The sequence below is a fragment of the Mycoplasmopsis primatum ATCC 25948 genome, from assembly GCF_000702785.1.
GTDB lineage: Bacteria > Bacillota_I > Bacilli_A > Mycoplasmatales > Metamycoplasmataceae > Mycoplasmopsis > Mycoplasmopsis primatum.
On sequence record NZ_JNJV01000004.1, the window covers coordinates 13102 to 28927 of the forward strand.

Here is a 15826-nt window from a genome sequence, read left to right on the forward strand (position 1 = left end):
ATTAATCTCCTATTCTTCTTTAATATCTGTTGGTAGGTATGGTTTTGGTGGATAAGCTGTATCGTAAGCAAATTGCAGTGAATATGAATACAAGTTTTCAGTTCCATTAACTCTTGATATTTCTCAATATGTATCAACTTCCATCAACGGAACAACTGGAGCACCATCACGAACTATTTTTTCAAGTGCGCCAATAATGGCAAAAGCACTTTGTTCAGTTCAACCATCTTCCACTTCTTCATTTGTAAATTGGTTAGTGAAAAATGATGTAAAACGGTCATTAAATTGAGTTAATGTTTCGTGCTTAATATTGCCTTTTTTATCTTTATACGTATGTTTAATCAATGCTAATTCAACGATTTTGTTTCAAACTTTAATATTAATTCTTAAACGTTTTCTTAATGCTTCAACTTCATTTACTTTATCAGTTACTGGAACGCCAAATTCGTCTAATTTATAGCCTAATTTAGCAAAATAATCACCATAAGTTCATGAACCAGCAGGGTTATTTCTAAAACCAGTTTGCTTAGCATTTTTACTATCAATACCGTCGGTTTTGAAAAATACTTTTACATAGCTATAAGCATCTGTTCCAAATGTATCAAAGTTTCTGTATAGTAAATCAAATTGTCCTTTTGTTCTAAAATCTTCATAAACATTTTCAGGTAGGCTTTTAATTTCAATTTCAAGAAAACCATTGAAAGCTTTTCTCATAAAATCTTGTAAAGCAATACCTGCATTTTGTTGCTCGTCAGTTGAATTTGAGATATATCTCAATGTTAATTTTTTAACCTCAGGATGATCTTTTTTAAATTGATTCATATATTGATTAGCTATATCTAAATGAAAGGCTTTATCAGTTCTATCAACGTGTTCAAAATTGTACATTTTTGAAAGGTGATCTAGATGTTTATAATTTTGAACTGGAATAGGTTTTTTAAAATTACTATCGAACTTTGTATACATTTCATCATGGTCAAATGCTATCTCAATAGCATCACCAAATGATGATGAACCTTGACCAAAGGCAGTTCATGTAATAACAGGATATGATGAGTTTCAACCAACTATATTAAGCATTTCGTTTCTATTAATAGCATAATAAATAGCACTTCTTAAATTTTCGTCATATAAATATTTAGAGTCACTGCCATTAGGTAATGTTTCATATCTCTCGCGGTCAAGATTAAATGCTAGTGCAATAGTTCCAAAACCAGAAGATTTTTTCATATATTTTCTATAGTCACTATTTGTCCAATATGCTAACTGTTGAATTGCTGGAATTTTTGTAGCAGCAATATATTTATCATCATAAAGAGCAGCATTGATATTTTGATCTGAACTGAAATAAATTTTTATTCTTTCACTAGATGTTTTGTCTGATGAGTAATAATGTGGATTTTTCTTTAACATTAAAAATCCTTGTGGACCGAGCACAACATTATCAAGCAAAAATGGACCAGTTGTTAAAAACCTATCTTGTCTTAGGCCAAATTCATTAATTCCACCATTAATCTCAACAAATTTTCTATTAATAGGAACTAAATTTGTTTGTAGATCTTGAACTGCATTAGATAAAGAAGCTGGCTCACTAGCAGAATATTCAATTCTTAATGAGTATTCATCTAAGGCTAATTCACGACTTCATCTGTAATCTTTGGTATTGAAGTTGTCTATAAAATCATTAGATAAAGTGTTTTCTTTATAAATTTTATTTACGGCTTCATTATACAATTCAACATTATTTTCATTATAAGTAACAGATAATTTATTTTTTAATGCTCTTGATTTTTTTAGTAAATTTTCAAACAAAGGACTATATTTTTGGCGTCTATCACTAAAAGCATATTTTTTAATTTTAACTGCTTTTCTTTGAGGGATATTTTTAAGTTCTTCATTAGTGTGCTTACCATATAAATAATCATAATTAGGAAGCATAATTATGGTTTCGTCAGCGTTAGGATCAAAATTAGGAGAATAAGGAACACTGGATAAAATTTCTCTATTTGAATAATTTCAATATAAACGGCCTGAATACAAGCCTAATCTATAAACAGCTTGCTTTAAGTTATCTAAAATTTTTCTTTCTTTGGTTTTTAAAGCATCAATTTCCGCGCTCGAAAGAGTTTTATCTTTAAATTTTTGACTTTTTAAAATTAAATCAATTTGAGATTTATAGGTTTCCTTATATTTAGGATTAAACACATCATAAATATATTTATTATCAACTTGTTTTAAATCAGGATATTGAAATGGGTTGTTGTATGTTATACCAAATTCTTTTATATATTCTTGTTGAGCATCAACAACAGCCTGAGCATTGTCAAACTTTCTTTGTAAAATATTTGTTAATTTTTGAGAACCTGTTGCTAAGTCAAAAATATAATGAGCTGCATCAATATAGTCATCGGCAGTTACTTCATCACCGTTGCTTCAACGACTATTACCATCATTAAGCAATATATTCATTGACTGAATCTTGTTATTGCTTTGCAAGATACTTACGGGTTGATATTGAGTTTTACTTGCTGAAAGGGTTCCTGTAGTTGTACCAAATTGATCAAGTGGATAAAATCTACGGCTTGCTTCAGCAGAAGGCTGAACATTAGCGAAATATTTGTCTGTTAGAGTCATGCCTTTTTCAATTTCTTCAGCTGTAAGTTTTTCAGTATTATTATATGCTCCCATTGGAATTTCAGGCAGACTTAATATTCTTTTAAGGGCTTCATTAGGGCCTGATTTTAAAGGTGCTTCAACTAATGAAGGAAGTATTTTATTAACTGATGCGAACTTGATGTAGTTCAATGAGTTAATTGGTTCAGACACTAAACCAAGGTCGTAGTCTCTAACCATTTTTCCGCAACTAGCAGCAATAAATGGAATAGTGAAGGAAGCTGACGCAAAAGTTCCTAATAATAGTTTTATTCTTTTTTTCATAAAGCCTCCTTTCTATTTCACACCATTAAATTGGTCATATACATAAAGTGTATGTTCATAATATTTGTTTCCGTAATTATCTGTTTTATAAGGTTTTTCAGATTTTGCAATTCTAATTGAAGCTTGTGAGAATGTCTTTCCATTTTCAGCAAGAGATTCTCATGCGCCTAGATCAGCATAAAGGATATCTTTTTTACCTTCAGCATCACTTGAGAAGTAAATTTTGTATGTATGACCAGGCAATAATAGTGCATTTCTATATTTAGACATAATAGCGTAATCACTAACTCATGATACAAAACCAGTTCCCTTGTGATGGCCATTAGCATCTGTGTAATCATATTTTTCTTGTGCTAATGTATGACGAATTTTGTTTCTCTCTTCATCATTTTTAGCTTCATTAAACCTTTTTTCATTTTCAATATGTTGTGTTTTGTAATAAAACATATTATTAGTGCTATTTTTTGTAATTTTCAATGTTTTAATTTCGCCGGTTTCTTTATCTTCAAAGGCTAAATAATTAGCTTTATCAGCAATATCGCTGCTTAGATAACCAAACATAGCAACAGCATCTTTATTAGCATCTCTTCAAATACTTGTAATATTTCTTCTTCCGACACCTTGTGATTGAATATAGTATTGTCAATATGCTCTTGCACGTGTGTTAACTATATTGCCTTCCAAGTCCTTTATTCTAATAGTATCATCTACTATTTCTTGTCCTTTATCATCATAAAGTTTGAAACCTAAGAAGTCACGATATCATCTATCCTTAAATCAACCATTATTAATTGATTGGAATTCACCAAAGTAACTATTAGTATAGTTAGGACTATCATCTAAGTTTTTATCTTGTGATAGTGCGCTTTTTCTGTATTTTAAACCAAGCGCTTGAGCTTTGTATTTTTCTTCCATATCAATTAATTCTTCATATTCACGAATAGCATTAGTAATTCCGCTTCTACCTTTTTTATCTGAAAGCTTAATGGCTTTATTTAACCATTTGCTTGTTGCTGTACCATCAACTATATATTCAAGGCCAGTATTAGCTTCACTAATACCAGATAAGAAGGCAGGCATATTACCAAATTCACTATTAGCAGGGGAATATGTTATTTGTAAGTTATCACGGTTAATAACTTCAGCAAAATTATATGTGTAGTCCGAGAACATTTCATTAAACTTACGCTCATTTTTGGTAGCAAAATAATCAATTACATCTTGCGATGGACTAGTTCAGAATGAAGCAGTAGCTAATGATGTAAATATATCAAGTAATCCAAATTTTTGCAATGCGATATTAACAAATGTTTGGTCAGTATAAGCTTGAATTTTTCCATCAAAAACCAATGAATCAAATAGGTTAAGATGACTGAGAGAGACGCCAAATGATTGTGCTAATTTGTCATAGGCCTTAATTAAACCTTTGCCATCAATTTCTCATTTTTTGCTATTAGCATCGGCAATCTTAAATTCATTTTTCTTAAATTCGCCATAGCCATGTTTAGAGTCAAAAATTCACATATAGTTTGGATTTGATTTTAACTGCTCTATGTTATAACAAGATGTAAACATTGCAAATAATGATGAACTAAATCTTCTCATAACTTCGTTAGCTCATATTTGATTTGAACTATCATCCATAGCAGTTTTGTAAAATTCTCTAAACGATGTTTTTTCAACATCAGATAATTCTGGCATAGAATCTAATTTATCTAAAACGTTTGTTTTATAGTCATTTATAAACTTATCTAAATCAATTTTTGATTTTACATAGTCTATATTTCAATTAACGGTTTTTGTATTAGCATCATAAACAGCTTCTTTAAAATCAACAGTTACAAATTTAAGCCATTCTTTATAGTTATTAAATTCTAAATTAATTCCAGTTGCGCCTGTGCTGTTTTTAAATAGTCCAAATAAACCGTTTAAAACATTATTATCTAATTGTCTTAAACCAGCTGAGTAGTTTAATCTAAGTTTTTTAACTAAATTAAAATCAGCATTTTTTAAACTAGCAAATGTTACTATTTGATTGTTATTTGACATCATATTTCAAATACCATTAGGATTATTAGCTGAGCTAATAAATGTAGGTGTATATTTTGAAAGCCATTTCATGGTTTTCTTTATTTGAAATAGTTGTAAATAATCTTTTGGAATGCTTTGTGAGAAGAATAAATCAGTATAAGCAGCATCCAACTTACTATTAGGCATAAACATATTATCTTTATCTAAATATAGTATTTGACCAGCACCAGCATTCATCATATTATTTAAATTGTTGCCCGCTGTAAATAATGTTTGTAGAACATGACTAAATTTTACATCAGCAAGTTTTCCGCCAGTAAGCAATGATGGGTTACCATAAATTAATGAACTTGGTACAGAAACAGGAAAACCACTTGTTTTATTTACAGAACCGTCAAGATTATAATATTTAATCATCAGTGGTTTTCCGCCTACAAAGTTGTATGAGCCTGTTTGAGGGTCTCTGTTAGTTACATAATTTTTGTAAATGTTAAAGAACATTTTATTAATTGTATTTGGAACAGATGAACCAAGAAGAGTCTTGATTGTGCTGTAGTTAACATCAATATATGGTTCAACGGATAATTTTGTATCAGCAGTATTTCAACCATTAATATTAAATTTATCTACGATAAGTGATTTAATTGTATTTTCAATACTTTTAATTTTTTTGTTAATAAATTCAACTGCATATGGGTCATAATTTTGATTATTTTTATCTGATAAATCAAAATTCAATGGCACATTAATAACAGGAGAGCCATCTTTATTAAACATCAATACTTTAGTAATTAAAGTATAGTTGCCTTTTGCATCTTGAATTCCTTCAACAACTTTTGGAACTAATTCAATATGACCATTTCTTTCAACTTCAGCGAATTCCACATAGTTGCCTTTTCCATCTTTAATAACACCTTTTAGCATAGAAAGAGATGCAGGCATAAATACATATTCGCCAGTATTAGCATCCTTAACCATATATTTAACAGCAGCAGCATTAGGCAGTGTGCTATTAACTGTTGGATTAAGAGTTCCTGAATAAAAGTCAATAGCATTTATAATTCACATATCAAATGGACTTAATCATTTTTCATCACCAGGAGCAGTTAAACCGTTTTGAACCCTTCTGCTTTTTACAGCTTCTAACATTCCAGCAAAGTCTTGAAGAAAACGTCTGTTTTTATTAGCCAGCGCTGCTCATAAATCTCTGCTTTCTAAATCAACGCCTCAAATATCAGAGTCTTTTTCCATTGATTTAATTACATCGCCTGGATTATCAGTAAAGACAATATTTCCTTTTTTATCTTTTTTGGCAAAGTTAAATACACCATATTCACCATAGTCTTTAATAGCACCGAATTCATCAAGCAGACGTTTAGTGCTTAATTCAACATGTGTACGTGCTTTAAGATAAAGCTCAACAGCATCTTTACTATAATAGTTATTAATATTAGGTGTTGCATTTGGTGTAAGAGCACTAACAAAAATAGGATTGCTTCCTTTATTACTTAGATCATGGGCTCCATTTAATGTAATATGGTGTCCATATTCGTGGGCTCCAACAAATTTTAGAAAGTCCGTTGAAATACCTTTAAAGTTAGGATCTGACATTTTTAAAATAGCTCACAAACCAACACGAGTATCTTTTGTAAAACCTAAATATTTACCGTTTTCAAGCACATATTCCATTACGCCATTTTCATTAACTTTTTTACTAATGTGAAGGCCTTCAAGTCATTCACCAGCATAAGGTACTTCTTTAATTAATTCATCAGTTAAGTTTTCATATGCATCAGCAAAAACATCATATGTTTTTTCTAATTTACCCGTTTCATAGTTTTTTATTTCATTTTGCTCTTTAATCAATGTTGGAGCAACTATTTTTCTATATCCGACTGTGCTAAAGAAATCGTTAATGGTTTTAGTTAAATTTTTATCTAAATTAGCATCAACAGAAAACTTAACAAATTTAGTACCAAAATTATTCTCATTAGAATAAGCGTTTTCTTTATCTATATTTTTTAATGTAAATATTAATTTAGTTTTATCTTTTTGAATATCTGCAATATCCATTTTATAAATTAAACGATCTATTTCTTCATGTGAAGCACCAGGTTTTAAGATTTTTTTCTTAGTTAATATATCAATTAACTCAATTTTTGATTTAGCGACAATTAAATCATCAGCATTAGTAAGCTGATCTGCTTGTCAATTTGCTTCATGATTTTTAGCGTCCGAAATAATTCTGAACTTACGTGTTTCAATTAATACATCAGTAGCAGTTCTTAAGTTATTCTTGTAAAGATTATAAACTTTGTGATGATTAGTTACAGAAGCAATTTGAAGATCAAATAATTTCTTAAAACCAAGTAAGTATGTTTTTAAATCTTTTAATTGATTGTCAATTTTTAATTCTGATTTAAATAATCTATCAACATGTTTATTGAACATTTCGTTAATATCAATTAAACCGCCACTATAAGGAGGAAGGGTTTCTATTTTTCCATTAAAAGGCAAGATTTCATTATAAATTTTGTCGATTTTAGCAAGAGCATTAGTTCATTTAGATAATTCAGCATCACTAATTTGACCTGCTTTATTTTTTTGGTTAATGTGAGCCAATAACTCTTTATAAGATTTATTATCATTTCTTTTTGCTAGTTGGATAAATGGCAATGTCATCCTTGCTAAATATTCTTTACGTAAATGTTGATTTAAGTATCATGCTTTATGATCAATATAACCAAAAAGAAGTGTTTTATAAGCAGAAGCCTCAGAGATAATTGTGTCGATTCTAGAGTTAATTTTTGAAAAATCATCATTAAGTTTTTTAATTTCGCTGTCAGCTATGTTTTCGGCGATAACTTGTTTTTTAAAATTATCAATTAAATCTTTTAATTGATTCATTTTTTGAATAAATAGACCACTTCTTGCATCTTTTTCGTCAATATCTTGAAGTATTGAAATAACTTTATTATTAAATTCATTCGATATGCTTTGAATAAAATGTTTTCTTTCATCATTTAAAGCAACAGATTTTTTAACTAAATTATTACTTAAAATTTGAATTACAGGTTGTATATTTAAAAAGAACTCTTTTAAAGTTGCAATTGACAATGGTTTAAGGCCGTCGATATTAGAAAATAAAGCAGTCATGAATTCTTTTCATTCATCATTAATTAAATTATCTGCATGAACTTCTTTTATTCTTTCATTAATAAAGTATTTTCTATTAGCATGATTGTCATAATCACCATTAGCTGCTTTAAATTGTTCAATAAATAAACCAATTTTAAATGTTTCGATGAATTCATTAACATTGTTGTTAAATAAATTAATTTGTTCATCATATTTCTTTAAATCATCGGTAACACCAGCATTTTTTTCACCAGCTTTTATAACTTCACTTTCCTTATTAAGCGAATAATTTGCTTCATTAATTTGTGATAAATTTTCATTAGCTTTTTTAATAATTCTATCTTGTGCCAAGATGTTTTGTGATTCTAAATACACATTGTAAAGGGCTTGTTCAATTCCACTTGGATTTGTTGGAATTTCTGTAAGTCCGTCTTTTGGAAGTATTGAAGAAATTTTATTATTACTATTTATAATTTTTTCATTAATGTCAGCAATAGCTTTTAATTTATTGTTGTATTCATCAAAAGCAGTTTTTGCATCAGCATTTGTTGAAAATTCAGTTAGTTTTGCAGAATAATCTTCTAACTTTTTGAGCTCAATATCAATACTTTTAATTGAGTTTGATAAATTAATAGTTTCTTGGTGAATTTTGAAATATTCAGACGATTTTAAATGAGTTGATAAACGATATTTAAGTGTCATAGGTTGAATAATTTCACCTAAAATTGCTTTTAGTCTATTTAAATCTGAACGAATATTTCTTTCAATAACAAGTTTTTTATCATTAATAAATTCAGCCACATGCCCTTCTAATTTGTTTAGTAGTATTAAAAAATGAAGTGCAGGAATTTGATCGGCTTGTACTTTGGTCATTATTTCATTGAATTCAGTAACTACTTCTTTATATCATTTAGCAAAAAATTCTGCTTGGTTTAAGAAATAAATTATTTGTTCAATAACTTCACTATTCTTTTTAATTTTATCTTCTAATGTATTAATTTGAGTAGTTAATTTTTCTTTTTCTTTTAAGTCAGCTGTTCCATCTCTTTGGATTTTTAAACTTTTAACTGTATTAAGAAGATTATTACTTTCACCAATAAAATTGTTTGCTAAACGACTGTAATGATTATTTAATTGTTGATATACTGATGGCGACCCATTATTAAATTCATCAACAAAATCTATAACACGTTTGGTCATTTCAACAATCATAGTTTTCATGTTTTTGTTTGAAGCAACATCATTTTCATGAGTAGCTTCAAGAGCAAGGATTAGTGCGTCTCCAACCGTTTTTAAATCATTTTGTTTAGTTGTCAAAATAGCACTATTTTGCGCTTTGCTATTATTAAGATCACTTATTGTAGTTTTAAGGTTATTTTCCTTTTCTGCTGTTTCAAAGGCTTTTTTAGCAAAAACTAAACTGAATAAATCACTTGATGCATTATTAGAAATAAAGGCTCCAAGAAGTTGATTGAATTCAAATCTTAGATTAATGTTTTCATTAGCAAGACTGTTAAATTCATTGATTTTTTGATCAAATAGTGATAAAACTTTTTTGTAGCTATCATTTAATTTTTGATTTGAAAAAGTAGGTAATTGTTTAATAAAGTTTATTTGATAAGCATATCTTTGAAGAAGTATTTCATCTTTTAATTTACTAATTAAATTATGTCTTAATTCATCGTAATTATTTTTTAATTTATTCGCGATACTTATAGATTTATTAACATCATTAATAACATTTACTAATGCAGTAAGATGAGCTATCGATACAAATCATGATTCATTTTTGTGAGCGTTTCATTGATCACTTAATAATTTAGCAGCAAACAATGAATTTGAATATGACACGATTATATCAAGAGCAGCATTCTTATCTTTAGCTTGTTCTGCTAACAATGCTGATGTTTGCAAAGCAGAAATCAATTTATTAAATTCGTCAAGATTTGATGCTGGAATGTTATTTTTGATTTTATCTAATAAACCAGTCAAACCTAACTTTTTATTTTCATTAGTTGAAGTTGATATCCCATTTAGAGCATTTGTTAAATATGTGATCACAGAATCAGGATTTGACGATCAAAATTCTTTAAATATTTGTTCATCATTAAAGATCTTGTATAAATCATTATTTCCTAATAATTTGAAATTATTTGGCAATTCAAAAGATTCCTTAAAATAAGGAGAAAGTATTTGAAAAACATTATTAACTTGTAAAACATGTGCCTGAATTTTATTATTAAATTCGGCGATCCTTTTTTCAGTTTCTTTTTGATTTTGAACAATTTTATTAAGGTTAAAATCAATACCTAAATGAGGATTATTTTTAATAAATTCATCGTTTAAGTCCTTTGTTTGTTTTGAATAAACATAAAATTCAGTTTCACCATTTTTAATGATATTTTTTCTATCGTCAGTAAATTGTTTTAAATTATAAAAATCTCTTCAATTTAATTGTGCTTTTGAATCTGCTTCGGCCAATGTTTCAACAGAAGCAAGTTCATTGACTAAATAAGCAATATCACTGAAATAATATTCTTGCTCAATAAATTCATCTTTTGGTTCTGTTCCTGTTAAAAATTTATTAACACGTTTGTTGTAATCAAAAACAGTTTTATGAACTTTTTTAATTAATGCTTCTTTTTTCTTAGATATTAATTTTTCAAAGTTTTTAGATAAAAATTTATCAATATCAACATTATTAATAAATGAATCATAAGAAGTTACAATGTCGCTTAAAACTTCAAATGTTTCCGGTTTTATATTAAATTTTTGGATTAATTCTTGTTTTAATTCAGCTATTTTTCCAGTGTTGTTTGATACATTTCATAAAGCAGTAAATCTTGTTTTATTTTTCTTTAATGTTTCAATAATAGCATTTAAAACACCATCTGATGTTTTATTATTCTGTACTTTTTCAATCACTTCTTTATCATCATTATTAAGTTGATTTACATTTTCTATTGTGAATTTAAGATTTACTAATTCCTTTTCAAGATTATATTTTAATTTTTTATCATTTTTTGCCTTATCTATCGCCTTTTCTATCGTTGCAATATTCTTTTCAAGGCTTTCAATAAATCTTTCTCTTTCTTTAATTGCTTCTTTCTTGTTGTTAATAAAAGTATTAGGATTAATTATTTTTTTAGCAGCCTTAACATCGCTTTGAGCTTTTGCTATATGTTGTTCAACATCTCTAATTCTTTTTTCCACTGCTGCAAGAGCATTTTGTAATTTTCTTTTTTCAGCAGGATCAGTAGAAGCGCCAATTTGAGATTCAATGGTTTGTTTTTGATTTTTTAGTTCTTGAAGTTGTTCATTATATTCAGTTAATGATTTTTCAAGATTGCTAATATTTTGGACTACATTGCTAAAACCTCTAACGTCTTTTTCCATATTGCTAATAGTTTGTTCAAGTGTTAATCACTTTCTAATTAACAACTGATAGTCATTAAATTGTGAAATAGATTTTTCCAATAAATCATTAGAAAATTTGTTATCTTGGAATTTTGATCTAATGCTTTCTATATAAGATGAATTAATGTCTTCAATTTGATTTTTTATTTTTTCGATAGCTTTATCAACTTGGACAAAATTGTTTAGAAGTCCAAAACTTTTTTCACCTTTAGCATTCGTTACTGATGTTAAAATTTCATTAAAACTATTATGAATAGTATAAGATGTTCCGTCATTAAAAGTGATAAAAAGTTCTTTATCAATGATTTTATTAACATCATTGTATTTATTAAAATTGATATCAGCACTACTAATAATTTTTTCTTCTAATTTAATTGTTGCAGGATCAATGTTTGAAAATATTGAAAACTTATCTACTGCTTTATATTCATCTATTTTGTTAGATAGTTTTTTTCTAGCATCTTCTTCATTTTGAGCCGCGATTATTAAAAGATATGGCGATTTATTTAACAATCTATTTTTTTCAAATGATGAAAAGGCCATTCTTTCCATATTTTTCATTCATTCATTGTTCCTTATAGCAAAAACTTTTTGACCTTTTAGATATTTAACGTTTGTGATATTTCTAAAAAAGTTTTTGTTAATTGTTTTTTCAGAAATGTTAGATAAAGCATTATATTTAGCAATATTAGCCAAGAAATTTCTTAGTTCTGGTTCTGTTAAAACTTTTTTATTAATTTTATAAGTTAAAGAGTCTTGCGCATTACCTTTACCACTAAGGCTTGAATAAATTGGGAGAGTACCAAAAAACGCATCAGGGAAAAACTTGATGGTAGTATATTCTTTGTTTTTATTTGAGTGAGACCCCAGAGTAATACTATTACCATTCATCTCAACACCTTTTACAATCGAGAATGATTTAAGAGTAATAATTTCTGGGCCTCATGAAACATTTGACATAAATCACTGAGTGAATTTATAAAATTCTTTTGGACTAACTGCTTCAATATATTGGTTATAAAAATTAAATGAACCATATTGGATATTCAAATATGGTAGTGCATGATTTTTAGCGTAATATTGATCTAAATAGTCAATAGTGTTAATTTGCTTTCCGTCCACAGTAACCAATTCGGTTTCAGGATTATATTCAACCTTTAACTTATTGTTGTGAATTTCAACAAAGCTAGTTTTAGGTTTAGCATTTCTATCGATAAAAATATTTTTTAAATCAGCACTACTTGATGGATTCTTTCTTCCAAGCTTTTCATTTGAAGTTTTTGAATAGCCATACATAGAACCTAAAGTTATAGCAGTAACACCAACAAGTGTTGCAGCAGAAATTACGTATTTATGTCATACTTGTTTTTTTAAATTTATTTTCCCCATAACTCTCCTTAACAAATAAGCAACATAATTAAACAAGAAAACAATCATTCATAAAATAAAATAATCATTAAAAAATATTAAACATATTACTTATATTAATATTAAAAATATATTGCTTAATTATATAGCAAAAAGATTAATCTTAAAATTGTGGAATTTTTAATGATGTTTTAGTTTTATTATTTATACAGGCAGTTGTATAAATTGCCTATAAAACAGTCTAATAAATAAAATATCTTTTAATTAAAAAGCATAAAAGGCAAAGGAATAAATCTATTTTTTACATATATAATTTACATATGTTAAAAATTTATGTATGCGGCCCAACAGTTTATAATGATCCACATATTGGGAACCTTAGACCAGTTATTACTTTTGATTTAAGCCTAAAAGCACAAAGAGCATTAGGAAATGATTTTATGTTTGTTCATAATATCACAGACATTGATGATAAAATCATTAATAGAGCTTTGGAACAAAACAAAAGCGAAAAAGAAATAGCTGACTTATATTTTAAAAAGTACCAAAAATTATTAAAAGATTTAAATATTGATACCATAACAAAACTTGATAAAGTAACTGATAATCTTGATTTAATTATTGACTATATAAATCAACTTATTTTATCTGAAAATGCTTATTGTGACGAAAAAGGAAATGTGTGATTTGATATCCTAAAAAATAAAGAAGCATATGGTTCAGTTTCAAAACAAAAGATTGATAACATGATTTTTGAAGACAATAGTTTGCATAAAAAATTTAAAGGAGATTTTGCCCTTTGAAAATCAACCACTATTGGAATCAAATTTGATTCTATATTTGGTTTAGGCAGACCTGGATGACACACAGAATGTTGTGCTTTAATTTATAAATATTTTAAAGATGAAGGAGTTGATATCCATGGCGGTGGCATGGATTTAACTTTTCCACATCATGAAAACGAGAATATTCAACATTATTCATTATTTAAAAAACCATTAACAAAAAAATGATTGCGTTGTGGACAAATTAATCTTGATGGAGAAAAGATGTCTAAATCATTAGGGAATGTTATCCTTGCTGATAAATTTATTAGTGAATATAATCCAACCATTTTGAAATTAATTTTTATGAATGCAAAAGTTACAGCAAACATAAATATTACTGATGAATTATTAGCTAATATGAAAATGATTGAGACAAAATATAAAAAAGTTGTTTTTAAAATATTAACGCAATTTGAATCAAAAGATCTATTATTAGACCCTAATAAAAATAGTTTTATTAATCAGTCATTACAAGCAGTAGCAAATTTTGATTTTTCCGATTTTAATTTTTTAATAAATAATGAAATTAAAAATTTTAATAAAGATAATAATATTGAGCAAGCAAGAAATATATATTTTCTACTTTCAGTTTTCCACCCAGAATTAACATCTGAAAAATTATATAAAGATGATATTAAAAATTTTAACGAATGACGCTCTTTTATAGATGAAAAAGACTATAAAAAAGCTGATGAAATAAGGGCAAAATTAATGAAAAAAAACATAATTTAGATAATTATCAACATTGTAAAAATATATGAAAAAACGGGAGTCCTTTATGAAAGAATTATATTTATGTGGTCGCAATACAGTTATAGATGCTATTAAAGCAAATTTGCCTATTAAAGTGGTTTATGTATTGTCTTCATCACACTATTCAAAAATAAAGGAGTTTTCGAAGATTAAGGTAGTTGTTAAAGACGCAGTTTTTTTTAAAGAATTTGATAACAATAATCACCAAGGTTATATCGCATTCTTAAAAGATTTTCCTATTTACGATTTAGAAACGATTAAAAGAGATAAACCTAATAAAGTTTTAGTGTTAGATCATATTCAAGACTCTCATAACTTAGGCGCAATCATAAGAACATCTAATGCTAGTGGTTTTGTTCATATTATTTTACCCAAAGATAGATCAGCAGATATTACTCCTACTGTGTTAAAGGTTAGTTCTGGTGGTTTTATTAATATTAAAATAATTAAAGTTGCAAATATTGCTTTTGCAATTGATAAATTGAAGCAATGAGGTTATTGAATATATGGCTCTGCGCTTGATGAAAAAGCGCAAATTTATAGTAATGTTATTTATAATAAACCATGTGTTTTAATTGTTGGAAATGAAGAAAAAGGAATTTCTCAACATGTTCTAAAAAGTTGTGACGAGAAAATTTATATTCCACAATTTGGAACTGTTCAATCTTTAAATGTGTCAGTGGCGACAGGAATTTTAATGTACGAAATAATTAAAAATGATAAATAGAAAAATATTTCAGTTTAAAAAATTAGTTGAAACAAATGACAAAGAAATTGAAAATTTTATTCAAAATCTTGCTGATAAAGAATTAATGCAAATTATTTATTTCTATTTGAAAGAAGATATTTTCAACACTGTAAAATATACAATTTTTTCCTATAAAAAGATTCCTATTTCAGCTGAGGATATATTTAATGAATTTCTAAGTGAAGGCGCAACAGCTATTAAAAAATACAAATACATTAAAGAGTCTAATTTTAAATATTACGTTCTAAAAGTAGTTAAGAATTTTTGCTTAAACAAAACTTCATTTTGAATGAGAAGAAAAAGATTAATGAACTCTGATATGACATCGGTGGATGATCTGTATTATGTTAAAGATGAATCAACCGAAAATAATATAAATGATGCCATTGATGAAATTGATTTTAAAAATCTGTTTTATAGGTTTTTTAGTAAAAATGATAAAGCAAATATTAGCCTAATCTTTTCAAAAGAATGATTGCCTTATAGTGCACAAAAATTAAACGACATTAAGAAGAATATCGCAAATAAAATAAGTATTTATTTTGGAAACTAATCTTTAAATGTATGCTTAGTAAAATAATTTTAAAAAATACATTATTTTATATAA

Annotated in this window: 5 protein-coding genes; 3 read left to right on the forward strand and 2 right to left on the reverse strand. The window is 27.3% G+C overall.

What is annotated here, in order from left to right; translation table 4 throughout:
• Window positions 1-9: 9 nt before the first annotated feature.
• Complete coding sequence (locus T386_RS0100805) at window positions 10-2937, reverse strand: ABC transporter substrate-binding protein (RefSeq protein WP_029513279.1); 2928 nt, start codon at window positions 2935-2937, stop codon at window positions 10-12.
• Between the two features lie 12 nt (window positions 2938-2949).
• The gene (locus T386_RS0100810) at window positions 2950-12912 is read right to left on the reverse strand and encodes a PDxFFG protein (RefSeq protein ID WP_029513280.1); all 9963 of its coding nucleotides are present in this window, start codon (window positions 12910-12912) and stop codon (window positions 2950-2952) included.
• Window positions 12913-13211: 299 nt separating this feature from the next.
• On the opposite strand from T386_RS0100810, the gene T386_RS0100815 reads away from it, so the two are divergent.
• From T386_RS0100815 to T386_RS0100825, 3 genes are read left to right on the forward strand one after another with little or no spacing between them, the layout of a single operon-like run.
• Window positions 13212-14450: a class I tRNA ligase family protein gene (locus tag T386_RS0100815; protein WP_029513281.1), complete on the forward strand. Its 1239-nt coding sequence runs from the start codon at window positions 13212-13214 to the stop codon at window positions 14448-14450.
• Window positions 14451-14496: 46 nt separating this feature from the next.
• Window positions 14497-15198, forward strand: a complete 702-nt coding sequence (rlmB, locus tag T386_RS0100820; protein ID WP_029513282.1) for a 23S rRNA (guanosine(2251)-2'-O)-methyltransferase RlmB — start codon at window positions 14497-14499, stop codon at window positions 15196-15198.
• Complete coding sequence (locus T386_RS0100825) at window positions 15188-15772, forward strand: sigma factor (protein ID WP_029513283.1); 585 nt, start codon at window positions 15188-15190, stop codon at window positions 15770-15772. The genes rlmB and T386_RS0100825 overlap by 11 nt, the downstream gene beginning before the upstream one ends.
• Window positions 15773-15826 lie beyond the last annotated feature (54 nt).